We start from the raw sequence: 17866 nt of genomic DNA, 5'->3' as shown, positions 1-17866 counted from the left end.
GGGATTACTGCAGTCACCTAGAGAGGAGAAAAATTTTATGGCTAAAATTAATACGACCGAGGTAATTAGCAACAGTAAATTTAACCGCTTTCATTTTGGATTGCTGGCATGGTGTTTTATCATTATCCTTTTTGACGGCTATGACCTTGTCGTTTACGGAACGGTCGTCCCATTATTGACGGAGGAATGGAACCTCACTTCCGTGGAAGCGGGGGCTATGGGCAGCTACGGTCTATTTGGGATGTTGTTCGGGGCCATCTTCTTTGGCACATTGGCAGATCGGATTGGCAGAAAAAACGTAATCGCGATTACACTTATTTTATTTAGTTTATTTACGCTTTTATGTGGATTTGCGGATACGCCTACGATGTTTTCGACTTTCCGATTTCTAGCGGGATTAGGGCTTGGGGGCATCATGCCTAACGTCATTGCCTTATTGACGGATTATGCACCGAAAACGATGCGTAGCATGGTCGTTTCCATCGTTTTGTGCGGTTACTCATTCGGCGGGATGCTTGCGCCGATACTGGGCATCCTTGTTATGCCGACACTTGGTTGGGAATCAATATTCTGGTTTGCCGGAATACCCTTGTTATTTTTACCCTTCATGATGAAACGTTTACCAGAGGCTTCGACCCATCTGATCCGAATTAACAAAAAGGAAGAACTTATCGGAATATTATCCAAGGTCAGTCCTGAGAGTAAATTCGACATCAAGGACGAACTTGTGGAAGTGAAAAAAACAGAAGCCAATATGCCGATTGTTGGATTGTTTAAGAATTCCCGTGCTCTAAGCACAATGATGTTCTGGATTGCCTTTTTCATGTGCCTTTTGATGGTATATGGATTGAATACATGGCTTCCAAAGCTAATGATAGAGGCAGGGTATGCGCTGAATTCAAGCTTAGGCTTCTTGATCGTGCTTCAAGGTGGTGCTATCGTAGGCACGCTTATCATCGCTAAACTTTGTGACCGTTACGGTTCCAAGAAAATGCTTGTGCCGATGTATGCGCTTGGGGCTGTAAGTTTGACTTTATTAGGAATGGGCGGAAGCTCCTTTGTGATTTACACATTGGTAGCGATTGCAGGGGCCTGTACCATTGGTGCCCAAAACCTTGTACAAGCTTATGTTTCCCAGTACTATCCACCAAATATTAGATCGACTGCACTAGGGGTGGCGTCTGGTATCGGAAGGATTGGGGGTATGCTCGGGCCCATACTCGGCGGATTTTTATTATCCATCTCGCTACCCATCCAATTGAATTTCATTGCCTTTGCCATTCCGGGTCTCATTGCTGCGGTTGCTTTATCATTCGTTCCAGTGAAAATGGCTTATTATAAACATGATCATTCGGAACCAACTGAAGAAATGGCCGTAGAATCCAATAAAATGAACGTATTGTAAAATTAATTGCATGAAATGCAGTGCTCGGATACCATCGCTGCCATTTCATGCATATTTTTTTGACTTTTAACGTAGTAATGAAATGGCAAATTTACTAGAAATATAGTTAATTTTTTCAGGTCCTGACCTTTTCTTGAGAAAAGTTGCTTAAATGTTCATAATTTCGTAATATGAGTCACTCTTAATATAAAGAATAAATGTTAGAATGATGGTGCGGATAATATATTCCTCCTTGAAGTGGAGCGAACTAGAAAATAATCTCATCTTTTGTGAGGAGTCTTACTTTGAAAATTTTAAAACATGTAATTTTTTGGTTATGCATTATAGGGACATTATTCTCAATGATTTATTTCTTTGTCGCGGACATTCCGTTATATATTAAATTATTAGGCGGAGCCATCATCCTTTATCTTGGTTATGATCTTATAACAGAATCAAGGAAAAGAAAGCGTAAAGAAGCCTTGGAAGCTTAACCCTTATATTCGTTAAAAGCCCTCTTTGATAAGAGGGCTATTTTTTGTTGATTAAGATGGCTCAACTTTGATTATTGACAATATTCTAAAAACTAAGTTAATATATAGTGAACTTAGTTCTATATATGTATAATTAATGATTGCAACTACATGATCAGCTGACATTAGTTCTACCAAAAAAATCGGGACATCCTTAAGACTATGTCACAAGGAAAAGCAGAAAGAGGGGAAGGAAATGCGCACGATCCAAGTGCCTGAAATGGTTGATAGACAAAAATTTAACCGCTTTCATTTACAGATTTTATTATGTTGTATCTTTATCATCATCTGTGATGGGTATGATATGTTCATGCTTGGGACAATCCTGCCATCTTTGATGGCGGAGTGGAGGATATCTGCAGTAGAGGCAGGGTTATTCAGCAGCTATGCATTGTTTGGAATGATGATAGGAGCGTTGGTCTTTGGACCGCTGGCCGATAAGTTCGGCAGAAAGAACGTCATTTTGATTTGTACGGTCATTTTTTCCGTATTTACATTTACATCGGGCTTTGCAAATGAACCAACTTCTTTTGGAACACAACGTTTTGCGGCAGGACTTGGACTGGGAGGGGTCATGCCGAACCTAATTGCAATCATTACTGAATATGCTCCTAAAAAACTTAGAAGTACCCTGGTCGCAATCATGTTCAGCGGGCACGCTCTAGGGGGAGTTGTCGCTTCAATGGGAGCGATGTATCTGATTCCGAACTATGGTTGGCGGGCAGTGGTTTGGCTCGGTGCACTCCCTTTAATCTTCATGCCCATATTATATAAATTGTTGCCAGAGTCGATTAATTATTTAATGTCAAAAAACAAAAAAAGCAAATTGGTGGACGTTCTGAATCGAGTGAATGTAAACGGGCAATACACCATGAATGATAATTATGTCCTCCTTCATGAGCAACTAAAAAGTGAAATGAAAGGGTTTCCAGTTAAACAGTTATTCAAAAATGGGAGGACATTAAGCACCCTCTTGTTCTGGATTGCATTTTTCATGTGTTTGTTCGTAATGTATGGCTTGAGTACATGGCTTCCAAAGATCATGGGAGGGGCAGGATATGAATTAGGATCAAGCTTGACATTCTTAGTCGTATTGAACCTTGGAGCTGTATTTGGAGCAATTGTTGGAGGAAAGCTTGCAGACAGATATGGTTCCAAGAGGATTCTGGTAACTTTTTTGGTCATTGGATTCATTAGCCTTACGATGCTGAGTTTCAAGCCAAGCATGATCATGCTTTATATCCTGATTGCCATTGCAGGAGGTACGACAACTGGTACACAAATCGTAACGAATGCATATGTATCCCAGTATTATCCGAATGAAATCCGTTCTACAGGTGTCGGCTGGGCATTGGGTATCGGCAGAATTGGCGGAATACTGGCGCCTACTTTCTGCGGGATCTTGCTTGATATGAAATTGTCATTGCAAGTCAATTTTTTAGCTTTTGCCATACCATGCATCATTGCAGCAGCGGCGATTTGGTTCATTCAGGATAATTTCAGCAACATGACTGTAATCAAGGAGAAAAAGAAATTGATATAACGTACGCGAAGGCTTAGTCACTGTATGAAAATAAGAAGTAGATCTGTTAAACAATAAGTGGATAATTCGGTAAAAAAATCAAAGGACCCATGCCCTTTGATTTTTTTAGTGTCTAGGACCCCATATAATGACTGAAACCCCGACCAAACAGATTACTGCACCAACCCAATCATATAAATCGGGGGTTTTCTTATCGATGCCCCACCCCCATAAAACCGATAAAACAATGAAAACACCGCCATATGCAGCATAGACACGTCCAAAGGTAGGGAATGTTTGGAAAGTTGCAATGGTGCCGTATAACACCAAGCCGAAACCTCCGGCTAAACCTAGAAAAATGGATTTACCTTCTCTTAACCAAAGCCAAATTAGATAACCGCCGCCAATTTCCGCAAGGCCAGCCAGAATGAAAATTAAAATAGTAACTAACATATAAATATATACCTCGCTTCCTCGTTGAAATTTTATCATATATGAACTGTAATAGATCATACTTCAACAAAGTTCTAATTTATTGAAAGTAGCAACAGCGTGCTTATTCATTAAAAAGAAATATTTATGAGGTTGTTTGTGAAGTTCTATTTTAAAAAAATAAAAGTAAAAAACGATTAAAACATATATAGCTGAATATTCTGAATTTTTAATTGACTTTTTAAAACGTTGTGTGTATCATTCACTAAGGAGTGGTACTGACGTTATGATGAGTTAGTGTGAATGTGGTAAAAATACATTCAATTTAAAAGAAGGAGGAAATTAAATAGCGGAATTGTTATTACGTATAGTGAAAGGATGTATGCGCCTGATTGATGATGATCAGGTTATTAAAAGCCAAAGAGACAAGCGAAAATATAACGCTATGATGTAATTTCTTTTATCTCCATTAAACTTAATAACTCTTTTAAGGAGGCATTTTTATGGTTCATGTGGATCTCGTGATAACGAACGCAAACGTTTTGACATTAGATAAAAAAAGTCGGATTGGAGGTTCTGTAGCGGTAAGTAATGGAATCATCATCGGAATCTGGAGTGAATTGGAACCTCCTCGCGCGTCATTTGAATACTCCAACCGGACCCAAGTTATCAATTTAAAAGGCGCGACATTGCTGCCTGGTTTTATCGACACCCATAACCATTTATTGATGTATTCCCAGTTTCGTAAACAAGCAAACTGCAGCACACCTCTAAACCAAAATATTGAAGATATACAAGCCCGCCTTCTTTCTATGGCTAAACAAACTGAAAAAGAGAATTGGATTTTAGGTTTTGGGTATGATGATACTCTTTTAAAAGAACAAAGGCATCCAACCCGGGCTGAATTGGATGCAGTCGTACCAGATCATCCCGTTTTTATCAGGCATGTTTCCGCACACTTCGGAGTGGTAAATTCTGCAGCCCTTAAAATGGCAGGTATTGATGAAACTGTTTTGGACCCTCCTGGTGGACATCTAGGTCGGGATAGTTCAGGGCGACTGAATGGTATTTTATATGAACTGCCTGCCATGAATTTGGTGGAAACGAAGATTCCGGCACCGTCTTTGGATTTATTGGTTTCACTATTAAGCGAGGGCTCGAAGGATTACTTAGAAAAAGGCATCACTACAAATACTGATGCCGGTGTAGGGTTGAATATGGGCATAGTTGAACTAGAAGCCCATCTTCAGGCAATGGCAGAAAGAAAAAATCCATTGCGGATGCAATTAATGGTCATGCACAATCTCCTGCGGGAAGGAAATGAATTGGGGGAATATACAGCTAGTGAACTCAATATGGAGATTATTGAAAAATCATATGGTCGTGCCCGCCTGGATAGTGCTAAGTTGTTTCAAGATGGGTCAATTCAAGGATTAACAGCAGCATTGCGGCAGCCATACCATTGTAAACCAAAAGTTTCCGGTGAACTATTACATGAACAAAATGAATTCAATGAAGAAGTTCTTGATTTAAACAAAAGGGGGTTTCGCATAACAACACACGGAAATGGCGACAGGGCCATTGGCTCCATTTTAGATGCTTATGAATTCGCATTGAAAAAAAATCCACGTATAGATCACCGCTATCGAATTGAACATTTGCAAACTGTGACTAAATACGATTTAGATCGAATGAAAAAGCTTGGCGTAGCAGGTTCATTTTTCATTAATCACGTTTATTATTGGGGGGATAGGCATAAAAAAATGTTTCTTGGACCTGAAAGAGCCAGAAAAATGAACCCCTTAAGAGACGCACTTCAAAATAACTTACTATTTACTTTGCATTCCGATTGTCCAGTAACACCCATCTCACCATTATTTTCAGTTTGGGCTGCAGTTAATCGCAAGACGATGGGAGGGGAAGTATTAGGGCCTGAACAAAGGATAGACGTAGAAAGTGCACTGAGGTCCATGACGATATGGGGAGCTGAACTTAATTTTGATGAAAAGAACAGCGGAAGTATTGAAATTGGAAAGAGAGCGGACTTTGTTATTCTTTCAGAAGATCCATTGAAGGTCGACCCAATAGAAATTAAGGATATTCCGGTAATGGCCACCATTGTGGATGGTCAAGTTGTTCACCAAAAGGATTGGAGTTTAATTTGTTGAACCTAAGTCGCTAAAAAAATGCTCCCGCTTAGCAAAGTATGCGATAGGAATCGCATACCTAAAAATCTTAGGAAAGGTGGAGAAAATGATGTCTCGCCGAAAATTAGCTGGTATCTTCATAGGTGTGATAATTCCATTTCTGGCCATTATCGGAATCATCCCTTTTATTGCGAAACTTGATTTTAGTGTACTGGGAATACCCATCCTTTATTTTTGGGTGTTTATGTGGTTTCCACTAACTACCCTTTGTCTTTGTGTATCTTGGCATATTTATGATCGTCATCAATATAAAAATGAAAAGATGGGGTAGATAAGGAGGAATGGATAATGGCGGCGATTGTGTTTGGATCAATTATACTCTTTTCAATTGGAATCGCATTGAACAGTCGAGGTGGAAGAGGGAAAATTGGTGTTGAGGAATATTTGGTTGGAGGCAGATCATTCAGCGGAATATTGCTATTCTTCCTCGCAGTAGGCGAAATTTATAGTATAGGAACGATGATTGGATTTCCAGGAGGAATATACGCCAAAGGTCCGGGATATGGCATCTGGTTTCTAGGTTATATTCTCCTTGCTTACCCCATTGGATATTATATAGCCCCTTTAATTTGGAGAGCGGGGAAAAGGTATGGAGCAATGACTCTTCCGGATATATTCAAAGGGCATTATTCCCATAGAGGTTTGGAACTCGTAGTGGCAATTTCCGCATTGCTCTTCATGATCCCTTGGGGGCAGTTGCAGTTTGAGGGACTCGTCGTTGCTCTCCATGCCCTAGGTTTTAATTTATCCCCAACACTGTCAGTCATTATTTCAGGGTGCTTAGCATTTATTTATATATCGATTTCTGGTGTGAAAGCTCCCGCACTCATTTCTATCCTTAAAGATATAATTATGCTTCTAGCGATCATAATCACCGGGATAGTAGTTATAAAGGAAATCAATGGAGTATCAAACCTATTCAATTTGGCAAAGCAACATGGGGCGATGGTTACGATAGACAAATCGGAAGATATTGTTTTTAGTATGACCACTATATTTTTTCAATCATTAGCTTTCTACTGCATGCCGATCATCGTTGCTGTCGTATTCACTAGTAAGTCAGAAGGAACGATTAAGCGAACTCAAAGATTCATGCCATTGTACATGTTGATGTATCCTTTTCTCATACTAGCTTCATATTTTGCGCTTGTATCCATACCTAATTTAGATAATCCTAACCATGCCTTCATGGCAACGGTAACAAGTATCCTTCCACCTTGGGCAGTCGGTTTAGTTGCTGCTGGGGCAGCTCTTTCAGGTATTTTAGTACTTGCTGTAACTAGTTTGGCAGTTGGAGGCTTAGTTTCCAGGAATTTATTAAGTAATGTTCCGGAAAAATCTCAGAGAAAATGGGTCCAAATCATTGTACTTCTCTATCTGTTGTGTTCGATGGGGTTAACTTTGCTGGCTCCAAGCTTGATGCTGAATTTGATTAACACGGCATATTATGGATTTGGGCAATTCCTGCCTGGATTATTATCGATTTTCTTTTTCCGGTCCATAAGACCTGCAGGTATTGCAGCAGGCCTCATTGCAGGGGATCTGTTCGCCATATGTATGCATTTAGCGCAGGTGAATTTCTTGAATATTAATATTGGCTTAATTGCTTTATTTATCAACTTCACCGTTACCTATGCAATTAGCATGTATTTGAAAAGAAAACGGAAAGCCCATACCACATTTGAAGAACCGATTGCCTACAATAGCATTGAATTAGAAGAAACCTATCCAAAAAACTCTGTCATTGTCGATTAATAATTATTACTTTCTTACGATATGATGCATTCAGTTTTAATTCAACCATACATTATAGTAATAGGCTTTAACTTGCATAACAAAAAATGCATTCATAATCCTCAATTATTTCAAACTAAATGAAAAATGGGGGTTTTGCACCTCATGATGAGCGATCATCCATTTTTCTCCTGTATTCTTACAAATTAAAACAACAAAAGAGCATGTCAACACTACATTGTTGTCTTTTTAACATTTTAAATACGTAAAATATCCAAAATAAGGCCAGGATTTTTAACTGTAACTTGGATTGCAAAACAGATGCAAAGGGTACTATACCTAAATAGGAATATAGTAATCTAGTTGAGGAGTTGCAGCCATGAAATCCCGAACAGTTGCATACATGTTAGCGCTATTTCATTCAAGTATTGTCGGCCTATCTTTTTTATTTACGAAAATTTCGATTGCAGAATCGAATCCGCTTGATACTTTGGCGTTTCGATTCACGGTTTCTTTCGTCATCATTTTATTCCTGGTCGCCGTTAAAGTCATTAAGGTGAACTTTTCCTGGGAGTCGGTTAAAAATCTGATCCCGCTATCCTTGTTGTTCCCAACTCTTTTCTTTGCCTTTCAAACTTTTGGACTTAAGTATTCACAATCCACCGATGCTGGAATTCTGTCTGCCGTCACCCCAATTCTAACATTGATGATAGCTGGATATTTCCTGAAGGAGAAAACTACTTTATATCAAAAGCTTTCGATTGTTTTGTCGGTAGTCGGGGTCATTTTTATTTTTGTGATGAAAGGGAGCACCATCGATTTTTCCGACATGCTCGGGATGCTGTTGATCTTGCTATCCTGTATTGCAACGGCCTGTTACACAACGATGACGCGTTCACTTTCCAAGGATTATACACCAGGTGAAATGTCCTTTTTCATGATGGGAACAGGTTTTGTCATTTTTAACGTGGCTGCGCTCTTCACCAACTTAAAACAAGGATCGATGGCGGAATTCTTTTCACCATGGTCGAGCATGGAATTCATCAGTTCCATTTTGTACTTGGGAATCTTGGCTTCATTGGTCACTTCGTTATTATCCAATACGATTTTATCAAAAATCAAAGCTTCCCAAATGAGTGTGTTTGCTAATCTCTCCACTGTTGTCACGATAACAGCAGGAGCGCTCATTTTAAATGAAAAGATTACCATCTACGATATTTTGGGGTCGATATTAATCATTTTAGGTGTAATAGGCACGAATTATTTTGGTTTGAAGAAAGAGGATGCAATAAAAGTGAATCTGGAATGTACTGAAGGGAAAATGTGAATGAAAATGGTCCGTCCCATTAGGGATGGACCATTCAGTTTGTCTACGGTATTTTTATGTCTTGTACAATGTGATCGTTGGTTTCCGCTCCAGGAATTCACTTTTCGCGGGCGGCCCGCCTTTGAATTGCCTCCTTTGGTGCCTCACTTGGACGCGCTTTTCTAAGCAGGAGCGGCCCACACGCTCCGATCAATATAGGTATACCCTTTAAACGGAAAAGAACCTTAGGTTTTGAGAGGCTTGCTTTGGGTCAGTTGGTTCTGGAACATGTTTTGATGAAAGAAACGTTTACGACTCCCTTTTTTATACAAACTGAATGGGCCATTTTCATTTCCACCATCTTGTTTGAGGGAAATCTGTTGAATCAATCTCTACTTGTTCGCCTATTTGAGGTGTGCAGACCTCGACACCAAGATCATTGGCCGCTTTTGTTACCCGTTCTATCGGATCAGTCCAGTCATGGAAAGACAAGGTGAACCCAGCCCAATGAATGGGGATCATCCGTTTTCCTTGCACATCGATGTGTGCTTGAACGGTTTCTTCTGGAAGCATATGAATGGTTGACCAGCGTTCATCATATTGGCCGCATTCCATTAAAGTTATATCAAAAGGTCCGTATTTTTCGCCGATTTCTTTAAAATGGCTGCCATATCCACTATCGCCGCTGAAAAATACCTTTTCTTGTTTTCCATTAATTACCCAAGAACACCAAAGTGTCGTATTGCCATCGCGTAAACTTCTGCCAGAAAAATGCCTTGCAGGCGTACAAACAAATTGCAAATCCTTGAAAGAAACTTCATCCCACCAATTATGTTCCTGAATCAGTTCTTTTTTAACGCCCCATCTTTCAAGATGCCCCCCGACACCTAGTGGGACAATGAACTGACTTACCTTATCTTTTATTTTCTTTATTGAGAAATAATCCAAGTGATCATAGTGATCATGCGAGAGGAGGACGGCATCGATAGGAGGCAGCATATCCAAATCGATAGGCAGCTCCCCGCTAAAGCGCTTGTTCCCAAACCAAGGAAAGGGAGTGGGTGCTTTGCCAAACATGGGATCCACTAATAGAGTTTTCCCATCTAATTCCAACATGAATGCAGAATGACCAAACCAGGTGATTTTACTGGAATTCACAGATGCAGATTCTTTTGATCCAATTACAATGGGACGCTCAGGCCTCCTTTTTGGATTAGGTTTAATGAAATCACGTAAAATGGAACCAGTATGCTTAAAACTCATCGCTTGACTTGCAGGAATCTGATTTTGGAATTTTCCCTTGGCAAAATTCTCTTTTGCAGTGAAACTTCTCACTTTTTCTTTGTTTGTCCGTCTTCCAAGTGGAGGATAGAGGTTTAGAAAAAGTAACAATATTATAAAAGAAGAAATGAGAATCTTAATAAATTTCATCATGATAGTTTCCTCCCGTATTGATCAGACCTTTTCTTAAAACATATCATATCACATAATTTATTAGGTTATTTACTATGATGACCCACTAGAAAAATGATAAAGATCAACCCTTCTGAGACAGTGTTTTTTCTAAAGTGAAAACTTCTGACTAATGTTTAAGTTTCACCCGTCCCAGGCAGGGAAAAGAGGTATATATAATGAATAATATAGAGTGAGGTATAAGGAAGGTAGCAGCCGAAGGGTAGGGTGATAAATCGATTGTTAATGTTTTTCAGAGTCTTTGTATGGGTAGTATTCATTGCTTTATTAGCCTATGTCATTCTTTCTTGGAAATATAAAGAAAAGGTAAGTAAAAGGATTGAAGCAATTCGAAAAACCTGGTATATCATTTTTATACTGGGTGCATTGATTTATTGGAATTTTTATCCTATGAGCATTTTTAATGAGTGGAAAAATTTCTTGATTATGGCTATTGTATTCATCCTGATTGATATGTTTGTGTTCTTGAGCATGTATATATCCAAGATTGGCGATAACGAGCTATCCTATGCAACAAAAGCCGTTGCGGAAAGTGACAAACTTTTAACGGATAATAGGGAAAAGGTCAAGAATATGTTTCATCTCCTGAAAAAAGAAGGAATACCTGAGTATTATCAAACGAATAAGGAATATCTGGCTTATTTGAGCATTCTCCTCCAAGCTTATGCGGCAAAGGAAGGGATGAGCGTGAAAATCCTTCCTTTCAAGACGGAACAGGACAAGCAATTGGTGATAAATGGGCATCCGAACTTGAATGGCAGTACCATTCGTGCTACATTGGAAAGAGAAGATACGTATTATAATGATGAAGAAAAAATGGCATTGCAGCCTGTTAGTATTTTAATGGAACCTTATATCCTTGACGTTAAATCGGAAAGCTTCGTTTCGGAAGTCGATTGTTTATTAATAGCATTATTAATCATGATGTTCGATATGGTCATAAAACAAAAACCAGGTGGTGAAGGATAAATGAGCATTTATGATAAAGCCGGCAATGATGTGTCAGTTGCCGTAATCAAACCACAGGTGAAAATACCGGATGTAGGTTTAAGTCCCCACACAAAAAAAGTGATGAAACAGAACGAACGCATTATCCTGAAACAAAAAGAAAAAGCTGCGCGCTTCAGCCGATTAAAAAATGTTTTATAAGAAGGGAAAGGTGTTTTTCCTTTCCTTATGATATTTAATGAAGAACCCGCATATACTATTCAAAATCAAAGAATAGGAAGGGTCTTTCAGAATATGAACAAAAAACCCGAGAGAGTTAACATCCCGGTCCCCTCCGCTTCACCATCCGAGCAACGGATACATAAGGGAAATGCTGATCTGATCAAGCTTTTACAAAGGCTGAAAGCTAAACGTTGGATTTTTTTAAGGTAAAAGAAAGCCAGTCTCCAAGGAGAACTGGTTTTTTTATTTTTCAGATGATAGCTGCTGGTGGAAGTATTGAATTTTCTTACGTCCAGACTCTTTAGCCATATACATGGAACGGTCCGCTTTTTTCAAAAGTGACTCCATTTCCGTACCATTATGAGGATAAAAACTTATCCCTATGCTAGCCGATACAAAATGATCATTTCCATTAATCGTAATGGGCATGGTGGATAAATGGTTCAGTAATGATTCAGCGTTTTGCTGAGTGTTTTTCAATAAATCTTCACCATCCGATGGATGTAATAATACAATGAATTCATCTCCTCCAATTCGAGCTACATGACTGCCTTCGGGGACGGTTTGCAAAAAACATTCCGCCGCCTTTTTAATAACGTCGTCACCAGCATCATGACCAAAGGAATCATTGAAAAATTTAAAATGATCAAGATCGATGTAAAGAAGGGCCATTTCATCGTTTGTTTTATCTTTATGATAATCGAAATAATGGTCAATGAAGTGCCGATTATATAGACCTGACAAAGGATCCCTGATAATCCCTTTTTCAAGAAGTATGGTATGGCTAATCAAAGCAGCCAAAGATTTAATGAGTATCAGATCATATTCTTTAAAAACATGAGGTTTAATGTCGAATGCACATAGTGTCCCAATGATTTCACCCTCATTTATTAGGGGTGCCCCCATAAAACATCCATTCCCTATAAACTTCGTCGCGGGGTGGCCACTAGTCAATTCATGTTCCCTCAAATTTGGGATAACAAGTGGCTCCAAGCCATTCTCAACAACTAATTTGCAGTAAACCATATTATAGGGAAGGATGTCACCTTCACAAATTAACATTGCATTTCTATTGAAGGATTTGATCATAAAACTTTGGGTGGGATTCAATAAAGACAGGAAGAATGTATTGACCTCAATGGTTTGAGCTAATAGTGCTAATACTTCTTTAGCGATAGAGTCGAAATTTTTATAATAGTTGATATCTTGCTGGATCATTCTCAGGCTCCTCTTTATATATAGTCTTTTTAGATTTTCGGATGTTAATTCTCATATTGAACGACAAAGACACAAAAGCGGATTCTGAAAACCGTGACAGTTTTCCGGATTTCCACTAAACTCAATTAAGGGTTGTATTCGTTTTATTCATGAATCATGTAAATGGGAAAGATGAAAAATAGGCCTTTTCTTTATTTTCGGCATTTTTTTAATATCATTGAATTTCATTCGCCGGATTATCAACTAGCTAACATTCCGTATCCGGATATCACTTCATGATCCATAAAGTCTAAGGTGATGATCTCAGACTATTCATCATGCATTATACTGTAAATGAAAAGGGGAGAGTACCTTTGATGTGCAATCTTGATTACTTTTCTGATTTACCCTGGAGTATACGAATGTAAAGCAACTTGGTATTTCTGCACCTTCTCATGATAACGGTACAAATGAATTTAGATAAAACGAATGTGTCGAGCTCATTTATAAAAAAAATTTGGGGAGGATAAAAGGAAGCAATACAGTACATATTGGATAATTCAAAAGGGGATCATTATGGGAAAATTAGAAAGTATATATCCTATTGCTATAGAGAATACAAAGGGAAAAATAATCCAGGATATGGATTATTATTTAGAGAATCAAGAGACCATGCCTTCTTATTCGGCTTATATATCAGACAGGACGACTTTTATTGAACAAATTTGGATAAATGTTTGGCTAAATAAAGCATCTAACGATGTGCCCAGAAAGGAAAAAAAGGCGTTTTTAAGCGAAAGGGGATTTGTAACGGAAGGTTCAGATCATAAGCTGATCAATAGCATGTTCCGGAACGAATTAAAGAAGTATCGCCCGTTTGATGGCTTAACGTGGTTAAAGAAAACCTTTGCTGATAATCAAGAAGATTGGGAGAAGAGATATAAAAATGCAAGGGAAAAATTCTTTAGGAGACAAGAAGAACAGCGGCTTGCCAAGCAGCGCTGGAAGATACGCGCAAGACTGCAAGAAGAGGCCAATAGTTTTTTCGAAAGTAACTCACTTCTTTTATATTTACATGTCAGGTATTATATTGCTGGAATTTTGACAAAAGATCTTAAGAATAAGCCTAAATTCCAATATGTCGATCCATACTTGCTTGAAGAACAATTGGTTGAAGAGGGGGGCTTTCAAGCTGCCGAATACTTAATGGTCACTGATTTTTTTGAAGAGCTGACAGGCGATATTCACTCATTAGTCGGTTGGGGAAGAAACCGATATGAATATGAAAATTACTTCTACAGGTATGAAAGATTAGTTTCGGATTTCATTATGAAATCAGCCCCTGACAAATACTTGCAATATCTATCTGCTGCACTGCATCATGATTTCTTTGAGTACTATGGGGAAAGGCTGACCGTTGTTGCCCTCCAAGGTATACTAAGCGATGAATTGTCTGAATTGTCTCAGTCCTGTTTTGATGAACTTCAGGAAGAATACCTTTCTGATTTACTGAAGCTTGAAGGAATTCCTTTTAATGAAACATTGCACGAAGAAATATACGATAAAGACGTGGAGAACAGGGAGAGAAGAAAAGCTGAAGTATTGGCAGAGCAAGCCAAGAAGCGGGCAGAAGAGCAAAGGATGATCGATGACATCATCGGTAAGGCCTATACTCCTTCATTAGGAAAAAAAGTAAGATATGTTTTGCATATCGGGGAAACCAATACCGGGAAGACGCATAAGGCTTTGGAGAAAATGAAAGAAGCGGAAAGCGGAATGTATCTAGCTCCCCTTAGACTGTTGGCCCTCGAGGTGTTTGATAAATTAAATGCGGATGGTGTACCTTGTTCATTAAAAACCGGTGAAGAAGAAAAGGCAGTTGAAGGGGCTAAACATGTCTCCAGCACCGTTGAAATGTTTCATGAGAAAGACTACCATGAAGTAATCGTCATAGATGAAGCCCAAATGATTGCTGATAAAGATCGAGGCTTTTCATGGTTCAGGGCAATCACGCAAGCTAATGCGAAAGAAGTACACATAATCGGGAGCAATAATATCAAAATGATGCTTCTGAACCTTCTGAATGAAGCTGATTTGGAACTCCACGAATACAGACGGGAAATACCGCTTGAGGTAGAACAAAGGGAGTTTGGACTGAAGTATACAAAAAAAGGGGATGCCCTCATTTGTTTTTCGAGAAGGCAGGTACTGGAAACTGCGTCCCGGTTAAAAGAGAGTGGACATAATGTCAGTATGATATACGGCAGTATGCCTCCTGAAAATAGAAAACGGCAAATAGAGTTATTCAATCGTGGCGCAACATCAGTTGTCGTTGCAACAGATGCGATTGGTATGGGATTGAACTTGCCAATACGCCGAATCGTCTTTCTTGAAAATGAAAAATTCGATGGGACACGGAGAAGAAGATTGACGTCTCAAGAAATCAAACAAATCGCAGGCCGAGCGGGTAGAAAAGGAATTTATGACACTGGAAAGGTAGCTTTTACAGCAGAAATCAAAATCATGAATAAGTTGCTGGAACAAGTAGATGAACCAGTTCAAACCTTCACTATTGCCCCAACCTCTGCAGTGTTTGAACGTTTTCAAAAATATTACCGGAACCTAGGGACATTTTTTGAAATGTGGGAGAGGTTTGAGCCTCCTAAAGGCACGAAAAAGGCATCTTTATCGGAAGAAAGGGAGCTTTACGAACTGATACGGGATACTGAAATCGAAGCGCGATTTTCTTTAATGGATTTATATGGTTTCCTGCATATTCCTTTTTCGGCAAAAGAACCAAGTTTGATCAGACAGTGGCTGGAAACGGTCGAGGCGATTGCCGAGAACAGTGACCTTCCTGAACCGATCATCAAGACTAGAAATCTGGAGGAATTGGAGCTATCTTATAAAGCGATAGGTCTTCATCTACTCTTTTTATATCGGATGCGTAAGCGGACGGAAGCTGTTTATTGGGAGCGTATCCGTGAAGAAATCAGTGATGGCGTTCATGATCAGTTAAAAGACGAAATGTTGAATTATCAAAAAAAATGCAAGCGCTGTGGAAAAAGGCTTCCGGATGACTCACGTTTTCATATATGTGATGCTTGTTATCATAGAGGGCTTAGGAAGACGCACAGATACAATTAGCCAAATTGTTAACCCGAATGCCGGCATTCGGGTTATTAGCGGTTGTATCAATCACTTTGTCGTTTTTTTCGTCTTAGCAATAAGTGCTGCTTGCAGCTTCATTCGTTTATCAGCTTTCTTATCATGCACAACCAAGATTGCGTGAATTAAACCAGGGACATAAAAAAATAGTGTAAGGACCAGATTAAATACAGCCTGGATGGGTTTCCCGGCTAATAATACGGCTAATGGAGGGAAAAGAATCGCAATTAAATACAGAATGGTGAACACTCTCCAATATAATTTTTTATATGACGATTACGGTTTGTTTTTCTCTTATCGATATTTTTTTATTATAAAACATATGCTTTACTTGAATCGAAAAGAAATTCGGTTACTGAAGTTGCATTTTCCTCATGCTATCTCTTGCTATCGCATTGATAAATATATGCTCAAGAGCCGGATTCATACCAACTGAACATACTGTCACTAAGAAGCAGCCTTTTGACTCCCGATGATAGAGGTCAGTGTAACGCCGTTTTTTTATGTTAGATTAAACAGAATACTAACTGTGAAAACGGGAGATTCATGAAAAAAGATAGGCTGTTTGCATGCACACTATACAAATATAGAATACATAGAAACCGAATTCTCGAGAATCGATATTGAATGGCTTCATTTTGTAGATCCAGGAATGATGCAGCGGGTGTCAACGGATGAAAATTTTAAGGATTCGGAAGCTTAAAAGAGGGTTAAGCAACAAGTCGAATGGATGGCAGAATGTAAAAGTGGAGGCCATTCTGATAACCTGCACAAACTACGTCGCATTTTTAAACGAAGAGCAGCTATCCTTACCCATACCAATCATTAAAATCGATGAACCATATTTTGAGAAAATTTACAGCAACCGCAAATGATAGTATTCACGAACCCTGCCACTGTTGAAGGAACAGTCAAACGTTTAAATGCCCATGTTGATAAATATGGGGCTGTCGATTTTGAAGTGATCATCATTGACAAGGCCTTTGAATTCATTATGCAGGGATTGGGTGAGAGGTATAACCAGGAAACCTTGAACTTCCTATACCAGTCTAATGACGAAAATAGACAGTTGTCGTTGGCTCAACTATCAATGGTCGAAGCAGCTAAAAGATATGAACTTCTGACAGGAAAGACAGTTTTGAATCCATTGCCAGCATTAGTTGATTCCATGATCAATCATCTGCAACTACATTCATTGAGTGGTCATTAAATCAAATGATTTCTGGTGCCTCATGAACGGAATGATTTTTGTATATGGAAGAAACTAAAAATCCCTGCATGATTCTGGTTAAATCCAAGTGCAGGGATTTTTTATCATTCCTTTTTGCGTATTTGTTCACGGATGCTTTCAAGTTCTTCAAGGGATAGATCTGTCAGGGAATTTTTTATTTCTTCTTCGACCCTTTTTCGATCAAGCTCCCTATATTCGCTCCACCATTCCCGCAGCCCTTCAGTGTTTTCGAGAAGATACTCTATATCAATTTCTTCTTGCTCATCATCCGATAAATATCGCATGACTGCACCTAATAATCGATTGAGTTTGGTTACTTCACTTTCCTTATCAGATGTAGCGGGGGAATCTTTCAATTCTAAATCATCTTTAGCCTGGACATTTCGAGGTGTCATAATATCCTCCTGTTTTTATTACTAGTTTGCCTAAAAATGGCGGTTTTCACTATGTGTTTTTTTACAAATTTCATTTTTAAAATATTTATGTAGATTAAACATTCCAACATATAC

General features: G+C 38.9%; 15 protein-coding genes and 1 pseudogene. 11 read left to right on the top strand and 5 right to left on the bottom strand.

Translation table 11 applies throughout. The features are described 5' to 3' along the window. Positions 1 to 37 precede the first annotated feature (37 nt). The 3 genes from ACQKNS_RS00685 to ACQKNS_RS00675 all read left to right on the top strand — a co-directional run bounded on the left by ACQKNS_RS00685 (position 38) and on the right by ACQKNS_RS00675 (position 3460). On the top strand, positions 38 to 1405 hold the full coding sequence (locus tag ACQKNS_RS00685; protein WP_427640683.1) for an MFS transporter: 1368 nt from the start codon (positions 38 to 40) through the stop codon (positions 1403 to 1405). A 284-nt stretch (positions 1406 to 1689) separates the two neighbouring features. Continuing rightward, entirely contained in the window at positions 1690 to 1878 is a 189-nt protein-coding gene (locus tag ACQKNS_RS00680) for a hypothetical protein (RefSeq protein ID WP_427640682.1), read from the top strand. A 235-nt stretch (positions 1879 to 2113) separates the two neighbouring features. Next, on the top strand, positions 2114 to 3460 hold the full coding sequence (locus tag ACQKNS_RS00675; protein ID WP_427640681.1) for an MFS transporter: 1347 nt from the start codon (positions 2114 to 2116) through the stop codon (positions 3458 to 3460). 105 nt (positions 3461 to 3565) lie between these two features. Here the strand turns inward: ACQKNS_RS00675 and ACQKNS_RS00670 are convergent, their stop codons facing one another. After that, on the bottom strand, positions 3566 to 3892 hold the full coding sequence (locus ACQKNS_RS00670; protein WP_427640680.1) for a YnfA family protein: 327 nt from the start codon (positions 3890 to 3892) through the stop codon (positions 3566 to 3568). A 482-nt stretch (positions 3893 to 4374) separates the two neighbouring features. Between ACQKNS_RS00670 and ACQKNS_RS00665 the strand changes: the two genes are divergently transcribed. The 4 genes from ACQKNS_RS00665 (at position 4375) to ACQKNS_RS00650 (ending at position 9139) form a co-directional block, all read left to right on the top strand. Beyond that, positions 4375 to 6039 carry an amidohydrolase gene (locus ACQKNS_RS00665; RefSeq protein WP_427640678.1) on the top strand — a complete coding sequence of 555 codons (1665 nt, stop codon included), beginning with the start codon at positions 4375 to 4377 and terminating at the stop codon, positions 6037 to 6039. A gap of 88 nt (positions 6040 to 6127) precedes the next feature. Next, positions 6128 to 6349: a DUF3311 domain-containing protein gene (locus tag ACQKNS_RS00660; RefSeq protein WP_427640677.1), complete on the top strand. Its 222-nt coding sequence runs from the start codon at positions 6128 to 6130 to the stop codon at positions 6347 to 6349. Between the two features lie 17 nt (positions 6350 to 6366). Then, positions 6367 to 7833: a sodium:solute symporter family protein gene (locus ACQKNS_RS00655; protein WP_427640675.1), complete on the top strand. Its 1467-nt coding sequence runs from the start codon at positions 6367 to 6369 to the stop codon at positions 7831 to 7833. A gap of 358 nt (positions 7834 to 8191) precedes the next feature. Next, a complete protein-coding gene (locus tag ACQKNS_RS00650) occupies positions 8192 to 9139 on the top strand; it encodes a DMT family transporter (RefSeq protein ID WP_427640674.1) in 948 nt (315 codons plus the stop codon). A gap of 327 nt (positions 9140 to 9466) precedes the next feature. Here the strand turns inward: ACQKNS_RS00650 and ACQKNS_RS00645 are convergent, their stop codons facing one another. After that, complete coding sequence (locus tag ACQKNS_RS00645) at positions 9467 to 10549, bottom strand: MBL fold metallo-hydrolase (protein ID WP_427642092.1); 1083 nt, start codon at positions 10547 to 10549, stop codon at positions 9467 to 9469. A gap of 267 nt (positions 10550 to 10816) precedes the next feature. Here ACQKNS_RS00645 and ACQKNS_RS00640 point away from each other — a divergent pair, with 267 nt between their 5' ends. Further along, the gene (locus ACQKNS_RS00640; RefSeq protein WP_427642091.1) at positions 10817 to 11560 is read left to right on the top strand and encodes a type II toxin-antitoxin system SpoIISA family toxin; all 744 of its coding nucleotides are present in this window, start codon (positions 10817 to 10819) and stop codon (positions 11558 to 11560) included. Further along, on the top strand, positions 11561 to 11740 hold the full coding sequence (locus ACQKNS_RS00635) for a hypothetical protein (protein WP_076369116.1): 180 nt from the start codon (positions 11561 to 11563) through the stop codon (positions 11738 to 11740). 264 nt (positions 11741 to 12004) lie between these two features. Here ACQKNS_RS00635 and ACQKNS_RS00630 read toward each other — a convergent pair whose 3' ends face one another. Continuing rightward, positions 12005 to 12979, bottom strand: a complete 975-nt coding sequence (locus ACQKNS_RS00630; RefSeq protein ID WP_427640673.1) for a sensor domain-containing diguanylate cyclase — start codon at positions 12977 to 12979, stop codon at positions 12005 to 12007. A 555-nt stretch (positions 12980 to 13534) separates the two neighbouring features. Here ACQKNS_RS00630 and ACQKNS_RS00625 point away from each other — a divergent pair. Continuing rightward, entirely contained in the window at positions 13535 to 16105 is a 2571-nt protein-coding gene (locus ACQKNS_RS00625) for a helicase-related protein (RefSeq protein ID WP_427640672.1), read from the top strand. A gap of 51 nt (positions 16106 to 16156) precedes the next feature. On the opposite strand, the gene ACQKNS_RS00620 is transcribed toward ACQKNS_RS00625, so the two are convergent. Next, positions 16157 to 16366: a YqaE/Pmp3 family membrane protein gene (locus tag ACQKNS_RS00620; RefSeq protein ID WP_427642090.1), complete on the bottom strand. Its 210-nt coding sequence runs from the start codon at positions 16364 to 16366 to the stop codon at positions 16157 to 16159. A gap of 316 nt (positions 16367 to 16682) precedes the next feature. On the opposite strand from ACQKNS_RS00620, the pseudogene ACQKNS_RS00615 reads away from it, so the two are divergent. Continuing rightward, positions 16683 to 17336, top strand: a pseudogene (locus tag ACQKNS_RS00615) (hypothetical protein). Between the two features lie 104 nt (positions 17337 to 17440). On the opposite strand, the gene ACQKNS_RS00610 reads toward ACQKNS_RS00615, so the two are convergent. After that, positions 17441 to 17752: a hypothetical protein gene (locus tag ACQKNS_RS00610; RefSeq protein ID WP_427640671.1), complete on the bottom strand. Its 312-nt coding sequence runs from the start codon at positions 17750 to 17752 to the stop codon at positions 17441 to 17443. Positions 17753 to 17866 lie beyond the last annotated feature (114 nt).

This window comes from Peribacillus sp. NPDC094092 (assembly GCF_050279365.1).
Classification (GTDB): Bacteria; Bacillota; Bacilli; order Bacillales; family DSM-1321; genus Peribacillus.
The sequence above is the reverse complement of the archived record's forward strand: the minus strand, read 5'-3'. Positions and strand labels throughout refer to the sequence as shown.

Bases quoted from the DNA above. Each gene is read 5' to 3' on its own strand.
- ACQKNS_RS00645 (WP_427642092.1), bottom strand. From the start codon at position 10,549: ATGAAATTTATTAAGATTCTCATTTCTTCTTTTATAATATTGTTACTT.
- ACQKNS_RS00625 (WP_427640672.1), top strand. From the start codon at position 13,535: ATGGGAAAATTAGAAAGTATATATCCTATTGCTATAGAGAATACAAAG.
- ACQKNS_RS00650 (WP_427640674.1), top strand. From the start codon at position 8,192: ATGAAATCCCGAACAGTTGCATACATGTTAGCGCTATTTCATTCAAGT.
- ACQKNS_RS00665 (WP_427640678.1), top strand. From the start codon at position 4,375: ATGGTTCATGTGGATCTCGTGATAACGAACGCAAACGTTTTGACATTA.
- ACQKNS_RS00630 (WP_427640673.1), bottom strand. From the start codon at position 12,979: ATGATCCAGCAAGATATCAACTATTATAAAAATTTCGACTCTATCGCT.
- ACQKNS_RS00635 (WP_076369116.1), top strand. From the start codon at position 11,561: ATGAGCATTTATGATAAAGCCGGCAATGATGTGTCAGTTGCCGTAATC.
- ACQKNS_RS00675 (WP_427640681.1), top strand. From the start codon at position 2,114: ATGCGCACGATCCAAGTGCCTGAAATGGTTGATAGACAAAAATTTAAC.
- ACQKNS_RS00660 (WP_427640677.1), top strand. From the start codon at position 6,128: ATGTCTCGCCGAAAATTAGCTGGTATCTTCATAGGTGTGATAATTCCA.
- ACQKNS_RS00640 (WP_427642091.1), top strand. From the start codon at position 10,817: ATGTTTTTCAGAGTCTTTGTATGGGTAGTATTCATTGCTTTATTAGCC.
- ACQKNS_RS00685 (WP_427640683.1), top strand. From the start codon at position 38: ATGGCTAAAATTAATACGACCGAGGTAATTAGCAACAGTAAATTTAAC.
- ACQKNS_RS00670 (WP_427640680.1), bottom strand. From the start codon at position 3,892: ATGTTAGTTACTATTTTAATTTTCATTCTGGCTGGCCTTGCGGAAATT.
- ACQKNS_RS00610 (WP_427640671.1), bottom strand. From the start codon at position 17,752: ATGACACCTCGAAATGTCCAGGCTAAAGATGATTTAGAATTGAAAGAT.
- ACQKNS_RS00655 (WP_427640675.1), top strand. From the start codon at position 6,367: ATGGCGGCGATTGTGTTTGGATCAATTATACTCTTTTCAATTGGAATC.